The sequence below is a fragment of the Nocardiopsis coralli genome (assembly GCF_014892575.1).
GTDB lineage: Bacteria > Actinomycetota > Actinomycetes > Streptosporangiales > Streptosporangiaceae > Nocardiopsis > Nocardiopsis coralli.
Window position 1 is genome coordinate 151,366 of record NZ_JADBGI010000014.1, and the last position, 19,966, is coordinate 171,331.

Genomic DNA, 19,966 nt, shown 5'->3' on the forward strand with positions numbered 1-19,966 from the left:
CCGGGCGGTCCGGACGGGGGTCAGTTGTCGTCGTTGTCGTCGCCGTCGTCGTTGTCGTCCTCGTCGTCCGGGCTGTTGTCGTCGTCCGGATCGTCGTCCTGGTCCTCGTCGGGGTTCTCCTCGTCGGGGGAGGGTTCGGGCTCCTCCTCGCCGGCGCCGCCCTCCTCCGGGACGGTCAGGCGCCCCGCGTCCGCGGCCTCCATGCCCTGGCGGATGTCCTCGGGCATGTCCCCCGTGTCGGTGACCTCGTAGGTGGAGAAGTAGGAGACCCCGTCCACCTCGACGGGGTCGTGCAGCTCGACGTCGACCTCGTAGGGCTCCTCGTCGCAGTCGAGGTTCAGGCACCAGGTCCCGGCCATGTTCCCGCTGCCCCGCGCGATCTCGTCCGACCACTCGTCCCACGACATGTCCGTGAAGCTCGTGAACTCGGTCGCGACGTAGGTCTCGGGGCGCTCGTCCGGGTAGCCCGCCTCGTCCTGGTAGCGGTTGAGGACCACCGTGCCCTGCTCGGTCTCCTCCTCCGTCGGGCTGGGGGCGGGGCCCTCGCCCGGCTGCCACCCGCCGGGGTCGAGCGAGCCGTCGTCCTGGTCCGTGCAGGCGCTCAGAGCCAGAACGACCAGCAGTACCGGAGCAATCGTGCGCTTCATCGCCGCCTCCCTCGCGTGATTGCGCCCATCATGCCCACGAGCAGCACGAAGGCCCCCCGGCACACGCCGGAGGGCCTCCCAACTGCTCTTGAGGGTCACGCCGGGGTCGAACCCCGGAAGGTGAGGGCGGCGCCCTCGGTCAGGTCCTAGTCGACGTTGCCGTGGACCGGACCGTTGACGCAGTCACCCGTCGTCTGCGGCGACAGCACCGGCACGTTCGCACCGACCAGGCCGACCGCCAGCTCGGTGTTGCAGAGCTGGACCGGGACGAGCTGCAGGTTCTGGTTGAACTGCTGGTCCCCGCCGTGCGACGCGGACGCGGGGGCGGCGGCCAGCATCGCCCCGAGGGCGATACCGGCGATCGCGCCGGCCGCGGTGATCTTGCGCAGCATGCAGGATCTCCTAGTCGATGTTCACGGACTCGGGGCCGTTGGTGCAGTCGCCGGTGGTGTCGGGCGACAGGATCGGCGCGTTGACGCCGGCCAGCAGGCCCACGGCCAGGTCGGTGTTGCAGAGCTGGACCGGGACGGCCTGCAGGTTCTGGTTGTACTGCTGGTCGCCACCGTGCGAGCCGCCGGCGTGGGCGGAGGCGGGGGTGGCGGCGAGCATGGCACCGAGGGCGACACCGGCGATGGCACCGGCGGCAGTGATCTTGCGCAGCATGGAGTTCTCTCCTGATCTGGAAAGTGTGTGGACGGGGACCGCGGTTCCGGCAGCTTCGGCCTGGACACCGGGTCCCCGGAAAAGGTCGTTCGGGGTGTTGCGCCGACGCTCCGGGGAGGTGGTCCGCCTCCCCGGCGCCGGACCGGACACGGGTGCGCCGTGCCCGGCCGGCTGCGTCGACCAGTGCGGGAGCGACTGCCGGTGCCGTTCCGGGGACGGTGTGCACCGGCGGGTGGAGCGGCCGCGCTCGCGAGGGCGCGGGCCTGTTACCCGGCTCCTAGTCGATGTTGCTGCTCACGGGGCCGTTGGTGCAGTCGCCGGTGGTGTCGGGCGACAGGATCGGCACGTTCGCGGCGACCAGGCCGACGGCGGCGTCGAGGTTGCAGGACTGAACCGGCACGGCCTGCAGGTTCTGGTTGTACTGCTGGTCGCCCCCGTGCGACGCGGACGCGGGGGTGGCGGCCAGGACAGCACCGAGAGCGGCTCCAGCGACGAGACCGGCAACGCCGAACTTACGCAGCATTTGATGACCTTTCAAAAGTATGTGATGAGTTCTTCTGTGGCTTTGTTGCCGGTAACTAGCTGATGTTGGTACCGACGGGGCCGTTCACGCAGTCGCCGGTGGTCTGCGGCGACAGGACCGGCACGGTGACGGCGACCAGGCCGACACTTGCGTCCAGGTTGCAGGACTGGACGGGAACGAGCTGCAGGTTCTGGTTGAACTGCTGGTCGCCTCCGTGCGAGGCGTGAGCCGGGGCTCCCATGAGGAGCGCGCCCAACGCGGCACCGGCGACCAGGCCAGCAGCGGCCGTCTTCTTGATCATGAATCCCCCGATAATGGGAACGGGTTCCGACAGAAAAAGACTCAGGCGCTCTTGCACCTGTGTCGCGGTGGACTGGAGCAATCATTGAACGGCCCCCGTTTTTTGTCAACGCCGAAACCCGGAAGGCAGTTTGCGCGTTTCGCCGTTGTCGCCCTTTTCGATCGGCACCCGAATGCATTTATCGGGGGTCAATTCCCGCGTCCGTGCGAAAGGCCGCGGATCCGGACATCGGCGCGCACGGGCACCCGTATCGGCGCCGCCCCGTTACCGGCGCGAGACTCATGCGTGTCGACACCGCTACCGTCCGTATTCCTTCACGGCGCGTGACCGCGACGGAACAGAGGCGGCTCGAGGGGCCGGCGACAACCGCCCAGGGGCAGGCGTGACACATGGCACCCGATCGCAAGAGAGGCGGGGCGGGTCGGACGCCGAGCGCGCGCAGGGACCCGGACACGACGAAGGCCCCGGTGGTCAGTGTCTCCACTGTCCACCGGGGCCTTCTCCCAGTGTGGCGGGTCAAGGATTCGAACCTTGGAAGGCTAAGCCGACGGATTTACAGTCCGCTCCCATTGGCCACTCGGGCAACCCGCCTGGGCTGCGGCGACGGAGTCCGTCGCGGCGCATGAACGACAATAGCGGATCATCGGCCCGAGGGTGAAATCGGAAAGCTGTCGCGCGTCCGCGGGCGGCCGCGGCGGGCACCCCGGAGGGGGTGGGGGCTAAGCTCGGGTGCCGTGTGTGCGGGCCGGACGGCCCGCCCCGAACCGAACGCGCGGGCGCACACGTGCGTCCGCGACCTGATGAGAGAGCGAGCGGGGTGTAGCGAGCGTGGCCGCCGAATCCAGTTTCGACGTCGTGTCCAAGATCGACCACCAGGAGGTCGACAACGCCGTGAACCAGGCGGCCAAGGAGCTGTCCCAGCGGTTCGACTTCCGCGGGACCGGGAGCACCGTCAGCCGCCAGGGCGAGACCGGCCTGGAGATCCGCAGCAGCTCGGAGGAGCGCGCCAACGCAGCGCTCGAGGTGCTCAAGGAGAAGCTGATCAAGCGGAAGCTGTCCCTGAAGATCCTGGACCTTCCCGACGAGCCCAAGCCCTCCGGCAAGGAGTACCGGCTCCAGATCGGGCTCAAGGAGGGCATCTCCACCGATGACGCCAAGAAGATCTCGAAGTACATCCGCGACGAGGGCCCCAAGGGCGTCAAGGCGCAGGTGCAGGGCGACGAGCTGCGGGTGAGCTCCAAGAAGAAGGACGACCTGCAGACCGTGCAGAACCTGGTCAAGGAGAAGGACTTCGACCTGGCGCTGCAGTTCGTGAACTACCGCTAGGCCGGTCGGCCCCGGTACAGCAGTCGGGCCCGCGGATCACCCCGATCCGCGGGCCCGTCCGTGTGTGCGGGTCAGTGGCCCAGGTCCCACTTGCCCCGCAGCGCCCGCAGGCGTGCCACCCGCTCGTGCACCGGCGGGTGGGCGGCGAACAGGCGCCCCAGCCCGTCCGGGAACGGGTTGGTGGTCATCAGGTGCGCCGCCGCCAACAGGACCCGGCCCTGGGGCAGCGGGAAGTCGCGCGAGTCCTTCTCCAGGCGCAGCAGGGCGTCGGCGAGGCCCTCGGGGTCCCCGGTGAGCTCCGCGGCCCTCTCGTCGGCCCTGAACTCGCGCTGACGGCCCACACCGAAGTACACGATCACCGCGGCGAGCGGCGCCAGTACCACCATCATGAGTCCGCTGAGGAGGTTGGGAACGTCGGTCTCCTCCGACTCCCCCAGCGGCAGCAGCAGCGCCACCGCCGTCAGCGCCGTGATCGTCGCCGTGAGGGTGGCGGCCACAGAGCTGATGAGGGTGTCATGGGCGCGGATGTGCGCGAGTTCGTGTGCGATGACCCCGCGCAGCTGCCGCTCGTCGAGGGATCGCAGGAGCCCGGTCGTGCAGCACAGGGCCGCACGGCGGGGGCTGCCCCCGGTGGCGAAGGCGTTGGGCGACCTGATCGGTGACAGGTACAGCCTGGGCATGGGTTGGCGGGCGGCCGTGGCCAGTTCCCGCACGATCCGGTACAGCTCCGGGCGTTCGATCTCCCCGACGGGGTGGGCCCGCATCGCACGCAGGGCGAGGGACTCCCCGAACAGGTAGACGAGGACACCCGCGCACACCACCAGGGCCCCCGCGAACTGCAGGCCCTGTGTGCCCGCGGCGAGCCACCCGACGGCCACGACGAACACGCCGGCGCCGACGAACAGGCCCACCGCACGGACCACGTTGACGTGCACGGCGTCCCCTCCCTGTCGCTCATGGCACCGCGGCCGGTCTATCGCGTACATGGTGACAAACGTGCGGGTCGGCACCTTGCGTTCCCCATGTGACCAGGAGTCGGTCACATCCTCATTCCGCCGCTCACCGGACCCGGCCCCATGCCCCGGAGCCGCGGCCTGTGACAATGGCCACCCGGCCCGCCATGAGCGGCGGGTCAACGCCTATAGTGCGACCGTGGCCCTCATCACTGTGAGCACCAGGCGACCGGCGCGAGACGTCGCTCCGGTGCACACACGGCTGTGTCGTTGAAGGCTGGCCCCTTCACGACCCGGCCGAGGCGGGAGAACCCGCCACACCGCGCTTGACCGGGTTGGCGCACCCGGTGGGTGCGGGGGCCACGAACGCTGTCCCCTCGTCCCCGACCACCACTCCCGGCCCGCGACGGAGCGGCCGGCCGGGGACTGACACCCGAGCGCCGCCGCCCGTCACGACCGGCGGCTCACCAAGGAGGTCGTCGATCTCAGTGGCCAAACAGATCGAACAGTTGGACCGTGTCATCATCCGCTTCGCGGGTGACTCCGGCGACGGTATGCAGTTGACCGGGGACCGGTTCACCCAGGAGACCGCATCGTTCGGCAACGACCTGTCGACACTGCCGAACTTCCCGGCGGAGATCCGCGCCCCTGCGGGCACCCTCCCCGGGGTGTCCAGCTTCCAGTTGCACTTCGCCGACCACGACATCATGACGCCGGGTGACGCCCCGGACGTGCTGGTCGCGATGAACCCCGCCGCCCTCAAGGCCAACATCGGCGACGTGCCGAGGGGCGCCACCGTGATCGTCAACACCGACGAGTTCACGCGGCGCAGCCTGGCCAAGGTGGGTTACGAGGCGGACCCGACCACGGACGGGACCCTCGACGCGTTCCACGTGAGCGCCGTACCGCTGACGTCGATGACCGTGGAGGCCCTGTCCTCCTGCGACATCTCGAAGAAGGACGCCCAGCGCGCGAAGAACATGTTCGCGCTGGGGCTGCTGTCGTGGATGTACAACCGGCCGACCGAGGGCACGACCTCGTTCCTGAAGTCGAAGTTCGCCGGCAAGCCCGACATCCTCGACGCCAACCTCAAGGCGTTCCAGGCCGGCTGGAACTTCGGTGAGACCACCGAGGACTTCGCGGTCTCCTACGAGATCAAGCCCGCGCGGCTGCCCTCGGGCACCTACCGCAACATCACCGGGAACCTGGCGACCGCCTACGGGCTCATCGCCGGATCGACGCAGTCCGGGCTGCCGTTGTTCCTGGGCTCCTACCCGATCACCCCGGCCTCGGACGTCCTGCACGAGCTGTCCAAGCACAAGCGGTTCGGCGTGCGCACGTTCCAGGCCGAGGACGAGATCGCCGGCGTGGGCGCGGCCCTGGGCGCGTCCTTCGGCGGGTCCCTGGGTGTGACGACCACGTCCGGCCCCGGCATGGTGCTCAAGCAGGAGACCGTGGGCCTGGCGGTGATGACCGAGCTGCCGCTGCTGATCGTCGACGTGCAGCGTGCCGGCCCGAGCACCGGTATGCCCACCAAGACCGAGCAGACCGACCTGCTCATGGCGATGTTCGGCCGCAACGGCGAGTCACCCGTCCCCGTGGTGGCGCCGCAGTCGCCCGCCGACTGCTTCGACGCCGCCGTGGAGGCCACCCGGATCGCGGTGACCTACCGCACGCCGGTGGTGCTGCTCTCCGACGGGTACCTGGCCAACGGCTCCGAGCCCTGGCGGCTGCCGGACGTGAACGAGCTGCCCGTCATCGAGCCCGGTTTCGCGACCGAGCCCAACGGCGAGGACGGCAACTTCCTGCCCTACAAGCGCGACACCGAGACCCTGGCCCGCCCGTGGGCGGTCCCGGGCACCGCGGGGCTGGAACACCGGCTCGGCGGTATCGAGAAGCACTCCGAGACCGGCGACATCTCCTACACCCCCGCCAACCACGACCTCATGGTGCGCACGCGCCAGGGCAAGGTCGACGCGATCGCCCGCAGCATCGCACCCCTGGAGGTCGACGACCCCTCGGGCGAGGCGAACGTGCTCGTGCTCGGCTGGGGCGGCACCTACGGGGCCATCACGGCGGGTGTGCGGCGCGCGCGGCGTGCCGGGCTGAAGGTGGCCCAGGCCCACCTGCGCCACCTCAACCCGTTCCCGGAGAACCTGGGCGAGGTGCTCAAGAGCTACGACCGGGTGGTGGTCCCCGAGATCAACCTGGGCCAGCTCTCGATGCTGCTGCGGTCCCGGTTCCTGGTCGATGTCATCGGTTACAACAAGGTCCGCGGCCTGCCCTTCAAGGCGGAGGAACTGGCGGACGTGCTGCGGGAGGTCGTCGAGCGTGAGCAGTGAGAACCTGAACGGGAGCGGCGAGGGCAGCCTGGCCGGGCTGAAGCTCGTCCCCTCCACGGACACCCAGTACAAGATGAAGGACTTCAAGTCCGACCAGGACGTGCGCTGGTGCCCCGGGTGCGGGGACTACGCGGTCCTGGCGGCGTTCCAGTCCTTCCTGCCGCAGCTGGGGGTGCCGCGCGAGAACATCGTCATGGTCTCGGGCATCGGGTGCTCCTCGCGCTTCCCCTACTACCTGAGCACCTACGGCGTGCACTCGATCCACGGGCGCGCGCCCGCGATCGCGACGGGGCTGGCGACCAGCCGACCGGACCTGTCGGTGTGGGTGGTCACCGGTGACGGCGACGGGCTGTCGATCGGCGGCAACCACCTCATCCACGCGCTGCGCCGCAACGTCAACATCAACGTGCTGCTGTTCAACAACCGCATCTACGGGCTGACCAAGGGCCAGTACTCGCCCACGTCGGAGGCGGGCAAGGTCACCAAGTCCTCCCCCGTGGGTTCGCTGGACGCCCCGTTCAACCCGGTGTCGCTGGCGTTGGGCGCGGAGGCCTCGTTCGTGGCCCGCACGGTCGACTCGGACCGCAAGCACCTGACGTCGGTGCTGCGGGAGGCCGCCGACCACCCGGGCGCCTCGTTCGTGGAGATCTACCAGAACTGCCCGATCTTCAACGACGACGCGTTCGAGCCGCTCAAGGACCCGGCTGCGCGCGACACCCGGCTGCTGCGCATGGAGCACGGCGAACCCCTCATGCTCGGTGAGGACCGCGGTGTGTTCGCGGGCGGCTTCGGCGGCCTGGAGGTCGACGAGGTCACCGACGACAACCGCGACCGGGTGATCACCCACGACGCGCACCGGGACGACCCGGGGTACGCGTTCGCGCTGTCGCGGCTGGACCTGCCGGCCTTCGAGCACGTCCCGGTGGGTGTGTTCCGCAAGGTGCGGCGCCCGGTCTACGACGAGCTGGTGAACGAGCAGATCACCGACGCGCGTGCCGAGCGCGGGGACGGCGAGCTGGCGTCGCTGCTGTCGAGCGGGGACACCTGGACCGTGGACTGATCGGTACGCGGTCGTCCGATGGGCGGCGGGCGGGGCGGGGCGTCCCGTCCGCCGTCCACAGGCAATACGCTGCCCCCATGCGTATCGTCATCGCCGGGGGACACGGCAAGATCGCCCTGCGTCTGGCCAAGCAGTTGGCCGACCGCGGGGACCAGCCCGTCGCCCTCATCCGCAACCCCGACCATGCCGCCGACGTCGAGGAGGCCGGTGCGGAGGCCGCCCTCATCGACCTGGAGAAGGCAACCGTCACCGAGCTGTCCGAGAAGCTCATGAACGCCGACGCCGTCGTGTTCGCGGCCGGTGCGGGCCCGGGCAGCGGGGCCGCGCGCAAGGAGACCGTGGACCACAAGGCCGCGGTGCTGTGCGCCGACGCCGCCTCCCTCGCCGGGGCGCGCCGTTTCGTGCAGATCTCCGCGATCGGTGTCGACGACCCGGTCCCGGAGGGCACCGAGCCGGTCTGGGCCGCCTATGTCGAGGCCAAGCGCGCCGCCGACGCCGACCTGCGCGAGCGCAACCTGGAGCTGGACTGGACGATCCTGCGTCCGGGCCGCCTGACCGACGAGCCGGGCACCGGTGTGGTCGACCTGGGCGAGGGCGTGGCCCGCGACTCGGTGTCCCGTGAGGACGTGGCCTCCGTGGTCGTGGCGCTCCTGCACGAGCCGGGGACGGCCGGCAAGGTCCTCAACCTGGTGAACGGTGCGACGCCGGTCGACGAGGCCGTCCGCGAGCAGGCCGACGGCTCGAACTAGCCGCTGTGGGCACCCGGTTCCATCCAGGGCGTTTCCGGACCATCTGTGGCCAGACGGCCCGACCGGGGGCATCATGGGTGGAGCCCGGCGCCCTCACCCCCGCTGGAGGCGGCGGCCGGGCGTTCGGCCCGACGGGGACGTCGCGCTCCTCACCAGAGCAGATGGGTAGTTTTCTATGAGCGTCACACAGGTCGTGCGGGACAGTACGGTCGTCGAGCACGCCAAGGTCGCGGCGCAGCAGAAGCGCCGGATGTTCGTCGTCGAGCTCGACGCCAACGCCTACGACGAGGCGGGGAGCAAACTGCGTCCCGGTCTGACCCGCATCCTGGAGGGGATCGAGGAGGCCGGCTGGAGGCTGGACATCGTCTCCCCCAGTGAGAAGCAGGGCGACGCCTCGCGCCTGTTCCTCTTCCGGCCCGACAACACGTCCGGGTCCGGTCAGGAGCAGCAGGCCCAGCAGCAGGCGCCGCAGGACGCCTCGGGCCAGCAGCCCGCCTACCCGCAGTACCCGACCGGCGCGCAGCAGCAGTACGACCCCTACGCCGGTTACCAGCAGCAGGGGTACGGGCAGCAGTACGCGCCGCAGTACCCCGGGTACGACCCGAACCAGTACCCCGGTTACGGGCAGCAGCCGGGTTACGGACAGCAGTACCCGGGTTACGGCCAGCAGGGCTGGTGACCCGACGCCCTTCGGGCCCTTCCGCACGGCGGAGGGGCCCTTTTTCATGCCCGGAACACGTGCGGCGTCCGTTTCCGATGCATTCGTTCCGGGCGCCCTCAGGACATTCTTTCGTTTGTGTAACACGGAGGCGCCGTTACGCCTCGACATGTCCGCCATACCGGGCGCAGAGCCGAGAAATGGCCGAGGAAACTCGGCGTTCTTCCGGGAAAGTACTCCAAGCAGGCGGCCAACTACGCTAAGTTATTTCCGGCGGCTACAGCCACCCTGTTTTGAACTTCCGAAAGGCAAGAAGCATGTCCCGTATCGCCAAGGTTTCCGGCTTCGTCCTGGCCACCGGCCTCGCCTTCGGTGCCTTCTCCGGCACCGCCGCGGCCGACAACAACGCCGACGTCCAGAACATCACCATCCCGGTGTGCGTGGACGTCCTCAAGGCGTCCGGCGTGAGCGCCGAGGGCTGCAACGTCGTGGACATCAACGACACCGACGGCATCTCGGTCGACGACTAGGACCCGAGCCGCACAGACCTCGGGGCCGAGTGCCCCGTAGGACCCCGTAACTCATCCTGCAACCGAAAAGGACACCATCATGAAGCGCATCATCACCGCCTCCGGCTTCGTTCTCGCCACCGGCCTCGCCCTGGGCGCCATGGCCGGCCCCGCGTCCGCCGACAACAACGCCGACGTCCAGAACATCACCGTCCCGGTGTGCGCCGACGTCATCAGCTTCTCCGGCTTCAGCATGGAGGGCTGCAACGTGGTCGACGTCAACGACACCAACGGCATCTCCGTCGACGACTAGAGACTTCGTCCTGCTTGCGAGCAGGATCTGTGCGGGAGCGACACGGGGCGCGGGCCGGGGCCGCGCCCCGTTCTCGTGCCCGGGGCCCTCAACCCGTTCGGCACGGACCGTCCGGCACACCCTGGACGGGGTCGTCGGCCAGGCGTGCGTGCGCACCGGTGTCGTACCGGTGGTCGCCGTAGCGGAGCTTGGCGCGCTCGATGCCTTCGGGCCGGAAACCCGCGCGCCGTGCGGCAACGCACGAGCCGGGGTTGTCGAGGCGGTGGCCCAGCTCCAGGCGGAACAGGCCCAGGCGACTGAAGGCGAATTCGCTGATCAGGAGAGCGCCCGCGGTTGCGACCCCGCGCCCGCGTGCGGCGTGGTGGGTCCAGTAGGACACCCAGCCCCAGCCGTGACGGGAACTGGTCACCGCGACCTGGACGTGCCCGAGCGGGGCATCCCCGGCGGGGCCGACGACGGCGAAGCCGTGCACGTCGCGTTCGCGCACGAGTTCGGCTCGGTGGGCGATCCACTCCAGCGCCTGGCCCGGTGACTCGGGGACGCGGGGTTCCTGGCGGACGAGCTCGGGGTCGGTGAAGGCGTCCAGGAGCCGGTCGGCGTCGTCCGGTGTCCACTCACGCAGTCGGTACAAGCCCGTCTCTCCCCCGTCGTCCCGGCAGCGGGTTCCAGTGTGCACCGGTGGCAGTACGGCCTGTGAAACCGGCCGGTAACCAGGGAACGGCGCTCGATACTGGTCCGCATGGACGTGACTGATCACCGCGATGGGGCGGGGGCGTTGACCGTGGACGACCTGGCACGCACGCCGGACGACGGCCGCCGGTACGAGCTGGTCGACGGGGGGCTCGACGTGTCCCCTCTTCAGGAGGCGGGACACACGATCGTGCGTTCCCGGCTCACCTACCTCCTGGGCAGATCGGTACCCGATACGTACGACGTCCTGGCCGGGACGGGGATCATCCTCTCCCCGACGGCGTTCCGCATCCCGGACGTGGCGGTCTTCGACCAAGGGCTTCCGGACGAAGGCTATTTCACGACCCCGCCACTGCTCGCGGTGGAGATCCTCTCGCCCGAGAGCGCCTTGCGCGACGGCCATACCAAGCGGGCCGAGTACGCGGCGTTCGGCATCCCTGCGTACTGGGTCATCAACCCACACCCGGGATCGACCGGCATCGCGGAGATGCGCCTCGTGGACGGCCAATACCACGACGTGACCCAGATCCACGGCGAGGGCGTCTTCGAGACGGAGGTGCCGTTCCCCGTGCGCCTCGTCCCGCAGTGGTTGGTGGCCTCCGGCCCCTGGCGCGATCACATCGGGGGACCGGCCGGAGCCGACTGACCGCGACACCGGCCCGGGCTGGTCCGCGGGGACGTGAGGGGGCAGCATGTCACTCAGGAACGTCCGGTCCGGGTACGTACCGAGCGCCGGGCATCCGGCCGACGGGCGTGGCGCGAGAAGCTCGGCGGCTGACCGGGACAGAGGGGTTGGACGGGGTACCGGCATGACGACGCAGACCTTCGAAGCACACCGCCCCCTGCTGACGGGGGTCGCGTACCGGGTCCTGGGCGACCGCTCCGAGGCCGAGGACGTGGTCCAGGACACCTGGCTGCGCTGGGACACCGTCGACCACACCGCCGTCGACGACCCCCGCGCCTACCTCGTGACGACCGCGTCCCGCCTGGCGCTCGACCGCGCCCGCAGCGCCCGTGCCCGCCGGGAGTCCTACGTCGGCGAATGGCTCCCCGAGCCCGCGGCGCCCGAGGCCGACGCGGAACAACGGGCGGAGACCGCCGACTCCGTGGGGTTCGCACTGCTCGTGGTGCTCCAGACGCTGAGCCCCCTGGAACGGGCGGTGTTCGTGCTGCGTGAGGCGTTCGCGTTCCCGTTCGCGGAGGTCGCCGAGATCGTCGGGCGCAGCGAAGCCACCACCCGCCAGCTCGCGCGGCGCGCACGCGACCACGTGCGCGAGCAGAGCCCGCGGTTCACGCCGGACCGGGCCGAGCACCGGCGCATCACCGACCGGTTCCTGACCGCGTCCCTCGAGGGCGACCTGGACGGGCTCACGGAACTGCTGACCGAGGACGCCGTGTTCGTCGCCGACAGCGGCGGCCGCACGAAGGCGCCCCTGCACGCGCTGCACGGTCCGGACAAGGTCGCACGTTTCCTCACCGCGATCGGCGGCCGGGCGGACCGGTTCCTGGAGTCCGCGGGGCTGCCCGCCGACACCCCGTTCGGTCTCGACCCCACGGACTCCGGCGGCACCCCAGCCGTGGTCATGCACGCAGCCGGGCGCGCGTTGATGCTGGTCACGTTGGAGATCGAGGACGGACGCGTCCGCCGGATCCTCATGGTCTCCAACCCGGACAAGCTCACCCGGGTGCCCGTGCCCGAGTGATGCGTTCCGGGCCGATGTCACGGATCACTCCCCCGGCCCCGTCTCCCCCGTATGGACATCAACATCGTGGGCGGCGGCCTCGCAGGACTCACCGCGGCCGTCGCCGCCGCCGAACGCGGCGCGAACGTGACTCTGTACGAATCCCACGAGACCCTGGGCGGCCGGGCCAGGTCGAGCTCCCCGCCCCACGTCGCCAACGAGGGCCCGCACGTGCTCTACGCCGGCCGGCCGATGCGCTGGTTGGAGGAGCGCGGGCTGTTGCCTCCCGTGCGGCGCATGCCGGCCGCGGCGTTGGCCGGGGCCCGGGCGGTGTACGGGGGCCGGCTCGCCGTCCCGCCGGCCGGGATGCTGTGGGCGGCGGCGCGGCGCGGTCTGCGCGCCCCGGTCGACGAGGACTTCGCTTCCTGGGCCACCGGGAAGTTCGGTGCCGCTACGGCGCAGACGCTGGGCAAGGCCGGCGGGGTCGCCCTCATGGACCACGACCCGGGGCGATTGTCCGCGGCCTTCGTGTGGGACCGGTTCCAGCGCGCGACGACACCGGGTCCGCCGCCGGTGTTCTACGTGCTCGGCGGGTGGACCAACCTGGTCGAGCACATGGCGCGGCGGGCCCGGGCCATGGGGGTGCGCATCGAGACCGGTGCGCGTGTGACGGAGCTGCCCGTGGGCCCGCCCGGAACCCCGGTGGTCGTGGCGACCTCGCTGGCCTCCGCACGCTCCCTGCTCGGTGACGAGTCGCTGACCTGGGAGAGCGGGCACACGTTCCTGCTCGACCTGGGCCTGCGCAGCACCGGTCGGGAACCGTCGGTCGTCTTCGATCTCGACGGGGGCGGTTTCGTCGAGCGCTACACCTGCATCGACCCGACGCTGGCGCCCCGGGGCGAGGAGCTGGTGCAGGCGCAGATGCCGGTCCGCCCCGGGGAACGGCGCGCGGAGGTGGTCGAGCGTCTGGAGGGGTTCCTCGACACCGCGCTCCCGGGCTGGGGCGACCGGGTGACCTGGCGCCGGGAGCAGGAGGCGCGGGGCCGTTCCGGCGCTCTGGACCTGCCCGGGACCACGTGGCGCGACCGGCCGGCGGTGGACCGCGGCGGGGGTGTGTACCTGGCCGGGGACTCCGTGGCGGCGCCGGGGCTTTTGGGCGAGGTCTCCATCACCAGCGCGGTCGCCGCGGTCAACGCCGCCCTCTCGCGGGAGCCCGTTCGGGCACCTGCTGCCTGACGGGGAACGCGACCCGGGGCCCGGGGGTGGACGACGGTTCCGCCCCCGGGTCTTCGTGTGTGACAGGACACTTTCGCAGCCGGTGGGCGGTCGGCCCCGACCGCGGCGCAGAGGCGGCGAAGCCCGGCGCACCAGGCGTTTCCGAGGCCGTGACCTGCAGGCCGACCCGGCCCCCCGAGGGGATCACATGCCTTCCACGGAGGAATTCTTTAGGTTAGCCTCACCTAATCATGAAGACCTCCACCCGACTTCTCGGATCCCCCGGAGGCCGCCCGGGCACACGTGTGTCCGCACCCCTCGCCGCGGCCTCCGCACTCGCCCTCGTCGCCGGCTGTTCCACGGTCACGCCGGCCGAGGAGAACACCTCCGGGGACACCATCACCGTCACCGACCAGCGCGGAGAGACCCTGGAGCTCGACGGCCCCGTCGAGCGCGTGGTCACCATCCCCATGCCGGCCGCCTCCCTGCTCGTGGCCGTCGACGGGGGCACCGACCACCTCGTAGGCATGAACCCGTCCTCCCAGCAGGCACTGTCCGAGGGGATCCTCGGCGAGTACTACCCCGAGGCAGAGGAGATCGCCTCCGACATCTCCGACACCGACTTCGTGCCCAACGTCGAGAGCACCCTCGAGCTCGACCCCGACCTGGTGATCCAGTGGGGCGACCAGGGCGAGCAGCTCACCAGCCCCCTGGAGGACGCCGGCATCCCGGTGCTCGGTCTCGACTACGGAACCCAGGAGGACCTCGAGGAGTGGATCGAGATCTTCGGGGTCATCCTCGGCCAGGAGGAACGCGCCGAGCAGATCATCGCCACCCAGCACGAGCACCGCGAGACCGTCGAGGCCGCCGTCGCCAACACCGAGGACACCCCCAGCGTCCTCTACCTCAACCAGGCCGGTGACACCTACGCGGCCAACGGCACCGGCACCTACCACGACTTCTTCATCGACATGGTGGGCGCCGAGAACGCCGCCGCCGAGCTCAACGGCACCGTCGACGTCGGCATGGAGCAGATCCTGGAGTGGGACCCCGACATCGTGCTCCTCAGCCACTTCGACACGGCCGTGCCCGACGACCTCTACTCCGACCCCATGTGGGAGGACGTCACCGCGGTCCAGGACGACGCCGTGTACCGGATCCCGCTCGGCGGCTACCGCTGGGACCCGCCCAACCAGGAGTCGCACCTGATGTGGCACTGGCTCGCACAGGTGGTGCACGACGATGCCGACCTGGGCCCGCTGCGCCCGGAGATCGTCGACACCTACGAGTTCCTGTACGGCGAGACCCCCACGGACGCGCAGATGGACGAGATCCTGCGCACCGACGAGAACTCCGCATCGGCCGGTTACGATGTCTTCGACCGGTGAGGCCGACCGCGCGCAGCGGCCGGAGGGGCGGGCCTCGGAGGCGGTGACGCGCGAGGCGGATCCCCAGGACACGGCCCCGGACGCGCAGGCCCCGGAGCAGGCCCCGTACACGCGCACCCCGATCGACGACTCCACCCTCCCCGGTCACCGGCGCAACGCCCTCATCATGGCCGGCCTGGTCGTGCTCACCGCCGCGGCCACCGTCGTGTGCCTCGCCGTGGGCCGCTACGCCCTCGACCCCGCCGACGTCGTGCGCATCCTGGCCTCCCGGGTGCACCTGCTCACCGACCTCGTGCCGCAGACCTGGACCGACTCCGACGAACGGGTCGTGGTCATGGTGCGCGGCCCGCGCGTGGCCTCGGCGCTGCTCATCGGCGCGTCCCTGGCGGTGTGCGGGGCCGCGATGCAGGCGGCGTTCCGCAACCCCCTGGTCAACCCGCAGATCCTCGGCGTCTCGCACGGCGCCTCGTTCGGCGGGGTGCTCGCGATCGCCATGGGATGGTCGGCGGTGGCCTTGGTCTCCGCGGCGCTCGCCGGCGGCCTCGCGGTCCTGGCCCTGGTGTGGGCGCTGTCCCGGCGCGAGGGCGGCGGGGCGCTCACCGTGGTGCTGGCCGGGGTCATCATCGGCGCGTTCTTCTCCGCGCTGGTCTCGGTCGTGACCTACCTGGCCGACCCCTACGACACCCTGCCCGGCATCGTCTTCTGGCTCATGGGGTCGCTCGCCACCTCCACGTGGCCGACCGCGACCGTGGTCGCCGTGACCACCCTGATCGGGATGCTCGTCGTGGTCCCGCTGAGGTGGCGGCTCAACGTGCTCACACTCAGCGACGAGGAGGGGCGCGGACTCGGCGTTCCGGTCGCCGCCCTGCGCTGGGTGGTGCTGGGCGCGACCGCGCTCATGGTGGCCGGCGCGGTGTCGGTGTCGGGGGTCATCGGCTGGATCGGCCTGGTGATCCCACACCTGACCCGCCTGATCGTGGGACCCGACCACCGGGTCCTGGTTCCGGCCTCCGCCCTGCTCGGCGGGGTCTACCTGCTGGTCATCGACACGTTGGCGCGCACGGTCACCGCCGGGGAGGTCCCCCTGGGCGCCCTGACCGCGCTCATCGGTGCGCCGGTGTTCTTCCTGCTGCTGCACACGAACCGGAGAAGGGTGTGGAACGGTGATTGAGGCACACGGGATCGGGTTCCACCACCCCGGCGGGGACTGGCTGTTCCGCGGTCTGACCCTGACCGTCCCGCCGGGCGCGGTGACCTGCGTGATGGGCCCGAACGGGCGCGGCAAGACGACACTCATGCGGTGCCTGTCGGGACTGCTGGCCCCGAAGGAGGGCTTCGTGGTGCGGGAGGAACACGTCGCGCACGTGCCGCAGGCGTCCCCGTCCACGTTCGCGTTCTCGGTGTTGGACATGGTGCTCATGGGGCGGGCGCGTTCCATCGGTACGTTCTCTCGCCCGCGCGCGTCCGACGTGCGCGCGGCCCGGTCGGCGCTGCGCCGCGTCGGCACGCTGGAGCTGGCCGAACGCCCCTTCACCGAGCTCTCCGGAGGGCAGCGCCAGCTCGTTCTCGTGGCGCGTGCCCTGTGCTCGGGCCACCGCACGCTGATGTTGGACGAACCGGCCTCGGCGCTGGACGTACGGAACCAGGGTGCGCTGCTGCGGGTCTCCCGCGAGCTGGCCGACGAGGGGTACGCGGTGCTGATGAACACCCACCACCCCGACCACGCGGCCTGGCTCGCCGACCGCGCCGTGCTCATGCACACCGACCGGGTGGAGACCGGTTCGGCGGCCGAGCTCATCACCGGGCCGGCGCTCACCGAACTGTTCGCGCTGCCGGTCAGCACGCACACCGTTCCCGAAGGGAGGGGCGAGCGCGTCCTGGTCGCGCCGCACTACGGATCATGATCACGCTGCTCACCGCGGGTCCGCCCGCGTTCACGGCCGAGGGTGTCGAGCCCCTGGACGTGTACGACATCGACGCGCTCGAGCCCGCCTGCCGCCTGTTGCTCATCGGGATGCACGCCGACCAGGTGTTCCTGGAGAGCCGGCGGGAGGTGCTCGACGCCTTCCTCGCCCGCGGCGGCACGCTCGTGATCGGCGGGCACCTGCTGCGGCAGGTCTTCACCGGTGCACCCCGGTGGCGCCGGGCGGAGAGCACCGCGCAGGCCGACCTCGTGGTGCTCGGCGTGCACGCGCACCCGGTGTGGGAGGGCGTGGACCCGCGGGACCTGTCCTCGCGCAGGGGGGTGTCCGGTTTCTACGGCCGCGGCGGGTACCCGGACCTGCCCGAGGGCGCCACGATCATCAACCGGATCCAGTACATGCCCGTGGACGTGGAGCTGCGGACCGGGGGCGGCCGGGTACTGCTGCACGGCGGCAACGACCTGTGGACCTACCGCTCGGAGGGCAACACCGCCGAGCGCCTGCTGCCGCAGCTGTTGCGGTGGGGCACGGAGGGATGGACGTGACGGGGGTTGCGATGGACACGAGCGGGCTCCCCGTCTTCCTGCACGACGGCGCGTTCTACCAACTGGCGACCCTCGACGACCTCGCCGAAGCGGGGCTGCGGGTGCGGCCGGTGCACGTGCGCGACCTGGTGCTGGGCGAGGACACCCTGGAGGGCGCCGACCGGCTGTTCGTGGCCGACCGGTTGCACCCCGGCCTGTGGACACGGGCCGCCGAGAGCTGCGTGGATGTCGCGCGCCGGGGCGGCACCGTGTTCGTGTCCGGGGAGAACGCCCTGGACGCGGTGCCCGGAGTGGAGCTGACCCGCACCGGAACGAACTTCTGGTGGTGGCGCACCGGCGAGGACCCGGGCATCGACGTGCTGGAGACCGGGGAGGAGCTGCAGCGCCACCTGGTTCCGCGGGCGCAGCGGTGGCACTTCCACGGCGTCATGGAGGTGCCCGACCACACCGAGGTCCTGGCCCACCACCGCGAGACCGGGCCCGAGTGGCCGGCCGGGGCGCTGCTGGCCGTGGACCGGGCGAGCACGGCCGGGGTGATCGCGGTGACCACGATGGACCCGGTGTACCACCACGGGAGCCGGTTCATGCCGGGCGCGAGCCTGCTGCTGCACGGGGTGATGCGGTGGTTGTGCGGGGCGGAACCGCGGCCGGGCGAGAAGCTCGCACACGGCAGTCGCTGAGGGAGGGGCCGTGAGGGCGTCGAGGGAGCAAAAGCGCAACTCACGCCCGCGCCTCACACGTTTCCTGTCCCCGCCGATCTAGCCTCGCGGCGGCCGGTGGCGTTGCGGGATCCCCGGCCGACGGAGCCGGAGGGGGCGGGAATGCGTGGTGGACCGGGGCTGTCACGGTCCTTGGCCGAGTTCTTGGCGGCCGCGGTGCTGCTGCACTTCGCGTATCCGCTGACCCTGCACGGGCAGGCGGGCGAGCTGCTCTACACGCTGCTGTACCCGGTGGTGGTGCTGCTGGGTGTGCGTGTGGTCCGGCCGCGCGGCCGGCGCCTGCTGCCGGTGGCCGTGCTGTCGGTGGTGTTCCTGTTCTTCGGGTTCTGGTCGGCGCTCACCCCGGACCAGCCCATGGTGCGCCTCGGGCTCTTCGCCGCCATCGTGCTGTTCCAGAGTTATCTGATCCTGCAGCTGTTGGCGTTCGTGTTCAGGTACGGGAAACAGCACCGGCAGCCGCACGGGCCACAGCTGATCATGGCGGCGATCTGCGCGTACCTGCTGTTGGGCGGGGTGTTCGCGGCGCTGTTCGGGATCATCGAGACCCTCACACCCGGTGCGTTCGAGAACTCCCTCGCGCCGCACCAGTCGGTGGGCTGGCAGGACCTGACGTACCTGTCGTTCGTGACACTGGTGACGCTCGGATACGGGGACATGGTGCCGTTGACGCCGTGGGCGCGGTCGCTGGCCACCGGCGAGGCGGTGGCGGGGACGCTGTTCCTGACCACGGTCATCGCCCGCATCGTGGGGGCGTACGTGTCGCCGTCGGGGCCGGACACGTCGGGGCCGGACACGTCGGGGCCGGACACGTCGGGGCCGGACCTGTCGGAACCGGATCCCTCGGGATCGGACCCGGGGGCCACGGACCCGGCCGCAGACCGCTCGTGAGGGGCTGGTCAGTCCTTCTTCAGGGTCCTGCTGCCCAGGAGGAAGGCGCTCACGGCGAGCGCGACACCGANCTGTCGGAACCGGATCCCTCGGGATCGGACCCGGGGGCCACGGACCCGGCCGCAGACCGCTCGTGAGGGGCTGGTCAGTCCTTCTTCAGGGTCCTGCTGCCCAGGAGGAAGGCGCTCACGGCGAGCGCGACACCGAGCACGGCCATCAGGGGTGTGCGCAGCTCGGGCAGCGGGTCCTCGAACCTGACCAGCATGAGCAGGAGGAAGAGGACACCGACCAGCACCATGTGGAGGTAGGGCAGGCCGGTGGGGTCGGCCTCGCCGGCCGGGCCGGTGCTCTTCTCGGACGGGGTTTCTTCAGTCATGCGCGGCTTTCCGGTGCGGGGGCAGTCGGGGTCGGAGGGGCCTCGGAAGCCTTCCGGGCCCCGGAGGCAGGGGAAGCGTACATCCCGTCCCCTCATCCGGGGCCTCTGGGACCGCGCCACGCCCACCCCTTTCACCGGTGAGGTTCACGGTCAGGCGGGCCACCCGAGAGCTCCGACGTGTCCGGGCCCGGGGTGTTCGCAGCACCGCCGGGCCGTTTCTGTTCTGCGTTCGAGGAAACCCCCACCGCCGTCGCCCTTCGCGACACACAGAACCGCGAACAGGGACACCTCATCTTCCCCACGAGCGAGTGGGCCTCTCTCCTGGGCGACCTCCGACGCCCCCGAGCCTGACCCAATACGCCCGGGACCCGGTCGACCCCGCCCCGTCGAGCCCTTGTTAGGCGGGGCGACATCGTCGAAGGGGGCTTAGGTGGCTGAGTGATCGAGGTTTCTGGGGTGGGGGGTGTTCTGGGGGGGGTGTTCTGGGGGGGTGTTCT

25 protein-coding genes and 1 tRNA gene are annotated in these 19,966 nt (G+C 70.8%); 17 read left to right on the top strand and 9 right to left on the bottom strand.

Annotated features, from left to right (window positions below; genetic code table 11):
• Nucleotides 1-20: 20 nt before the first annotated feature.
• The 6 genes from IDM40_RS17075 to IDM40_RS17100 form a co-directional block, all read right to left on the bottom strand.
• The gene (locus tag IDM40_RS17075; RefSeq protein ID WP_193123002.1) at nucleotides 21-647 is read right to left on the bottom strand and encodes a hypothetical protein; all 627 of its coding nucleotides are present in this window, start codon (nucleotides 645-647) and stop codon (nucleotides 21-23) included.
• Between the two features lie 146 nt (nucleotides 648-793).
• Nucleotides 794-1,039, bottom strand: coding sequence for a hypothetical protein (locus tag IDM40_RS17080; protein ID WP_193123003.1), 246 nt, complete (start codon nucleotides 1,037-1,039; stop codon nucleotides 794-796).
• Between the two features lie 10 nt (nucleotides 1,040-1,049).
• A complete protein-coding gene (locus IDM40_RS17085) occupies nucleotides 1,050-1,310 on the bottom strand; it encodes a hypothetical protein (RefSeq protein ID WP_193123004.1) in 261 nt (86 codons plus the stop codon).
• A 277-nt stretch (nucleotides 1,311-1,587) separates the two neighbouring features.
• Nucleotides 1,588-1,833: a hypothetical protein gene (locus tag IDM40_RS17090; RefSeq protein ID WP_193123005.1), complete on the bottom strand. Its 246-nt coding sequence runs from the start codon at nucleotides 1,831-1,833 to the stop codon at nucleotides 1,588-1,590.
• Nucleotides 1,834-1,888: 55 nt separating this feature from the next.
• A complete protein-coding gene (locus tag IDM40_RS17095) occupies nucleotides 1,889-2,134 on the bottom strand; it encodes a hypothetical protein (protein WP_017575923.1) in 246 nt (81 codons plus the stop codon).
• Between the two features lie 509 nt (nucleotides 2,135-2,643).
• Nucleotides 2,644-2,725: transfer RNA gene (locus IDM40_RS17100), tRNA-Tyr, on the bottom strand.
• A gap of 237 nt (nucleotides 2,726-2,962) precedes the next feature.
• On the opposite strand from IDM40_RS17100, the gene IDM40_RS17105 reads away from it, so the two are divergent.
• Complete coding sequence (locus tag IDM40_RS17105) at nucleotides 2,963-3,460, top strand: YajQ family cyclic di-GMP-binding protein (RefSeq protein WP_193123006.1); 498 nt, start codon at nucleotides 2,963-2,965, stop codon at nucleotides 3,458-3,460.
• Nucleotides 3,461-3,531: 71 nt separating this feature from the next.
• Here the strand turns inward: IDM40_RS17105 and IDM40_RS17110 are convergent, their stop codons facing one another.
• On the bottom strand, nucleotides 3,532-4,395 hold the full coding sequence (locus tag IDM40_RS17110) for a M48 family metalloprotease (RefSeq protein WP_193123007.1): 864 nt from the start codon (nucleotides 4,393-4,395) through the stop codon (nucleotides 3,532-3,534).
• Nucleotides 4,396-4,901: 506 nt separating this feature from the next.
• Between IDM40_RS17110 and IDM40_RS17115 the strand changes: the two genes are divergently transcribed.
• The 6 genes from IDM40_RS17115 to IDM40_RS17140 all read left to right on the top strand — a co-directional run bounded on the left by IDM40_RS17115 (nucleotide 4,902) and on the right by IDM40_RS17140 (nucleotide 10,044).
• The gene (locus IDM40_RS17115) at nucleotides 4,902-6,755 is read left to right on the top strand and encodes a 2-oxoacid:acceptor oxidoreductase subunit alpha (RefSeq protein WP_193123008.1); all 1,854 of its coding nucleotides are present in this window, start codon (nucleotides 4,902-4,904) and stop codon (nucleotides 6,753-6,755) included.
• Nucleotides 6,745-7,815 (top strand): 2-oxoacid:ferredoxin oxidoreductase subunit beta, encoded by a 1,071-nt coding sequence (locus tag IDM40_RS17120; RefSeq protein WP_193123009.1) that lies wholly within the window; start codon nucleotides 6,745-6,747, stop codon nucleotides 7,813-7,815. The genes IDM40_RS17115 and IDM40_RS17120 overlap by 11 nt, the downstream gene beginning before the upstream one ends.
• A 77-nt stretch (nucleotides 7,816-7,892) precedes the next feature.
• Complete coding sequence (locus IDM40_RS17125; protein WP_193123010.1) at nucleotides 7,893-8,564, top strand: NAD(P)-binding oxidoreductase; 672 nt, start codon at nucleotides 7,893-7,895, stop codon at nucleotides 8,562-8,564.
• Nucleotides 8,565-8,739: 175 nt separating this feature from the next.
• A complete protein-coding gene (locus IDM40_RS17130; RefSeq protein ID WP_193123011.1) occupies nucleotides 8,740-9,243 on the top strand; it encodes a hypothetical protein in 504 nt (167 codons plus the stop codon).
• 296 nt (nucleotides 9,244-9,539) lie between these two features.
• Complete coding sequence (locus IDM40_RS17135; RefSeq protein WP_193123012.1) at nucleotides 9,540-9,752, top strand: hypothetical protein; 213 nt, start codon at nucleotides 9,540-9,542, stop codon at nucleotides 9,750-9,752.
• A 79-nt stretch (nucleotides 9,753-9,831) separates the two neighbouring features.
• Nucleotides 9,832-10,044 carry a hypothetical protein gene (locus IDM40_RS17140; RefSeq protein ID WP_193123013.1) on the top strand — a complete coding sequence of 71 codons (213 nt, stop codon included), beginning with the start codon at nucleotides 9,832-9,834 and terminating at the stop codon, nucleotides 10,042-10,044.
• Between the two features lie 88 nt (nucleotides 10,045-10,132).
• Here IDM40_RS17140 and IDM40_RS17145 read toward each other — a convergent pair whose 3' ends face one another.
• A complete protein-coding gene (locus IDM40_RS17145) occupies nucleotides 10,133-10,675 on the bottom strand; it encodes a GNAT family N-acetyltransferase (protein WP_193123014.1) in 543 nt (180 codons plus the stop codon).
• Between the two features lie 108 nt (nucleotides 10,676-10,783).
• On the opposite strand from IDM40_RS17145, the gene IDM40_RS17150 reads away from it, so the two are divergent.
• The 9 genes from IDM40_RS17150 to IDM40_RS17190 all read left to right on the top strand — a co-directional run bounded on the left by IDM40_RS17150 (nucleotide 10,784) and on the right by IDM40_RS17190 (nucleotide 19,093).
• Nucleotides 10,784-11,380 (top strand): Uma2 family endonuclease, encoded by a 597-nt coding sequence (locus IDM40_RS17150; RefSeq protein ID WP_193123015.1) that lies wholly within the window; start codon nucleotides 10,784-10,786, stop codon nucleotides 11,378-11,380.
• 163 nt (nucleotides 11,381-11,543) lie between these two features.
• Nucleotides 11,544-12,437 carry an RNA polymerase sigma factor SigJ gene (gene sigJ / locus IDM40_RS17155; protein ID WP_193123016.1) on the top strand — a complete coding sequence of 298 codons (894 nt, stop codon included), beginning with the start codon at nucleotides 11,544-11,546 and terminating at the stop codon, nucleotides 12,435-12,437.
• 51 nt (nucleotides 12,438-12,488) lie between these two features.
• A complete protein-coding gene (locus tag IDM40_RS17160; protein ID WP_193123017.1) occupies nucleotides 12,489-13,652 on the top strand; it encodes an FAD-dependent oxidoreductase in 1,164 nt (387 codons plus the stop codon).
• A gap of 230 nt (nucleotides 13,653-13,882) precedes the next feature.
• On the top strand, nucleotides 13,883-15,019 hold the full coding sequence (locus IDM40_RS17165) for an ABC transporter substrate-binding protein (protein ID WP_193123018.1): 1,137 nt from the start codon (nucleotides 13,883-13,885) through the stop codon (nucleotides 15,017-15,019).
• Nucleotides 15,003-16,190, top strand: a complete 1,188-nt coding sequence (locus IDM40_RS17170; RefSeq protein ID WP_216630916.1) for a FecCD family ABC transporter permease — start codon at nucleotides 15,003-15,005, stop codon at nucleotides 16,188-16,190. Before IDM40_RS17165 ends, IDM40_RS17170 begins: the two co-directional genes overlap by 17 nt.
• On the top strand, nucleotides 16,183-16,923 hold the full coding sequence (locus IDM40_RS17175; RefSeq protein ID WP_193123019.1) for an ABC transporter ATP-binding protein: 741 nt from the start codon (nucleotides 16,183-16,185) through the stop codon (nucleotides 16,921-16,923). Before IDM40_RS17170 ends, IDM40_RS17175 begins: the two co-directional genes overlap by 8 nt.
• Complete coding sequence (locus tag IDM40_RS17180; RefSeq protein ID WP_193123020.1) at nucleotides 16,920-17,486, top strand: hypothetical protein; 567 nt, start codon at nucleotides 16,920-16,922, stop codon at nucleotides 17,484-17,486. The genes IDM40_RS17175 and IDM40_RS17180 overlap by 4 nt, the downstream gene beginning before the upstream one ends.
• Nucleotides 17,483-18,166 carry a hypothetical protein gene (locus tag IDM40_RS17185; protein ID WP_193123021.1) on the top strand — a complete coding sequence of 228 codons (684 nt, stop codon included), beginning with the start codon at nucleotides 17,483-17,485 and terminating at the stop codon, nucleotides 18,164-18,166. The genes IDM40_RS17180 and IDM40_RS17185 overlap by 4 nt, the downstream gene beginning before the upstream one ends.
• 171 nt (nucleotides 18,167-18,337) lie before the next feature.
• Nucleotides 18,338-19,093 carry a potassium channel family protein gene (locus IDM40_RS17190; protein ID WP_407939983.1) on the top strand — a complete coding sequence of 252 codons (756 nt, stop codon included), beginning with the start codon at nucleotides 18,338-18,340 and terminating at the stop codon, nucleotides 19,091-19,093.
• Between the two features lie 145 nt (nucleotides 19,094-19,238).
• Here the strand turns inward: IDM40_RS17190 and IDM40_RS17195 are convergent, their stop codons facing one another.
• Nucleotides 19,239-19,469 (bottom strand): hypothetical protein, encoded by a 231-nt coding sequence (locus IDM40_RS17195; RefSeq protein ID WP_193123022.1) that lies wholly within the window; start codon nucleotides 19,467-19,469, stop codon nucleotides 19,239-19,241.
• Between the two features lie 192 nt (nucleotides 19,470-19,661).
• On the opposite strand from IDM40_RS17195, the gene IDM40_RS28840 reads away from it, so the two are divergent.
• Nucleotides 19,662-19,820 carry a DUF397 domain-containing protein gene (locus tag IDM40_RS28840; protein ID WP_328807044.1) on the top strand — a complete coding sequence of 53 codons (159 nt, stop codon included), beginning with the start codon at nucleotides 19,662-19,664 and terminating at the stop codon, nucleotides 19,818-19,820.
• The last annotated feature ends 146 nt before the right edge of the window (nucleotides 19,821-19,966 follow it).

What these genes read in the sequence shown, in the direction of transcription:
- IDM40_RS17075 (WP_193123002.1), bottom strand. Translation starts at nt 647, where the DNA reads ATGAAGCGCACGATTGCTCCGGTACTGCTGGTCGTTCTGGCTCTGAGC.
- IDM40_RS17080 (WP_193123003.1), bottom strand. Translation starts at nt 1,039, where the DNA reads ATGCTGCGCAAGATCACCGCGGCCGGCGCGATCGCCGGTATCGCCCTC.
- IDM40_RS17085 (WP_193123004.1), bottom strand. Translation starts at nt 1,310, where the DNA reads ATGCTGCGCAAGATCACTGCCGCCGGTGCCATCGCCGGTGTCGCCCTC.
- IDM40_RS17090 (WP_193123005.1), bottom strand. Translation starts at nt 1,833, where the DNA reads ATGCTGCGTAAGTTCGGCGTTGCCGGTCTCGTCGCTGGAGCCGCTCTC.
- IDM40_RS17095 (WP_017575923.1), bottom strand. Translation starts at nt 2,134, where the DNA reads ATGATCAAGAAGACGGCCGCTGCTGGCCTGGTCGCCGGTGCCGCGTTG.
- IDM40_RS17125 (WP_193123010.1), top strand. Translation starts at nt 7,893, where the DNA reads ATGCGTATCGTCATCGCCGGGGGACACGGCAAGATCGCCCTGCGTCTG.
- IDM40_RS17130 (WP_193123011.1), top strand. Translation starts at nt 8,740, where the DNA reads ATGAGCGTCACACAGGTCGTGCGGGACAGTACGGTCGTCGAGCACGCC.
- IDM40_RS17135 (WP_193123012.1), top strand. Translation starts at nt 9,540, where the DNA reads ATGTCCCGTATCGCCAAGGTTTCCGGCTTCGTCCTGGCCACCGGCCTC.
- IDM40_RS17140 (WP_193123013.1), top strand. Translation starts at nt 9,832, where the DNA reads ATGAAGCGCATCATCACCGCCTCCGGCTTCGTTCTCGCCACCGGCCTC.
- IDM40_RS17150 (WP_193123015.1), top strand. Translation starts at nt 10,784, where the DNA reads ATGGACGTGACTGATCACCGCGATGGGGCGGGGGCGTTGACCGTGGAC.
- sigJ (WP_193123016.1), top strand. Translation starts at nt 11,544, where the DNA reads ATGACGACGCAGACCTTCGAAGCACACCGCCCCCTGCTGACGGGGGTC.
- IDM40_RS17160 (WP_193123017.1), top strand. Translation starts at nt 12,489, where the DNA reads ATGGACATCAACATCGTGGGCGGCGGCCTCGCAGGACTCACCGCGGCC.
- IDM40_RS17165 (WP_193123018.1), top strand. Translation starts at nt 13,883, where the DNA reads ATGAAGACCTCCACCCGACTTCTCGGATCCCCCGGAGGCCGCCCGGGC.
- IDM40_RS17170 (WP_216630916.1), top strand. Translation starts at nt 15,003, where the DNA reads ATGTCTTCGACCGGTGAGGCCGACCGCGCGCAGCGGCCGGAGGGGCGG.
- IDM40_RS17180 (WP_193123020.1), top strand. Translation starts at nt 16,920, where the DNA reads ATGATCACGCTGCTCACCGCGGGTCCGCCCGCGTTCACGGCCGAGGGT.
- IDM40_RS17195 (WP_193123022.1), bottom strand. Translation starts at nt 19,469, where the DNA reads ATGACTGAAGAAACCCCGTCCGAGAAGAGCACCGGCCCGGCCGGCGAG.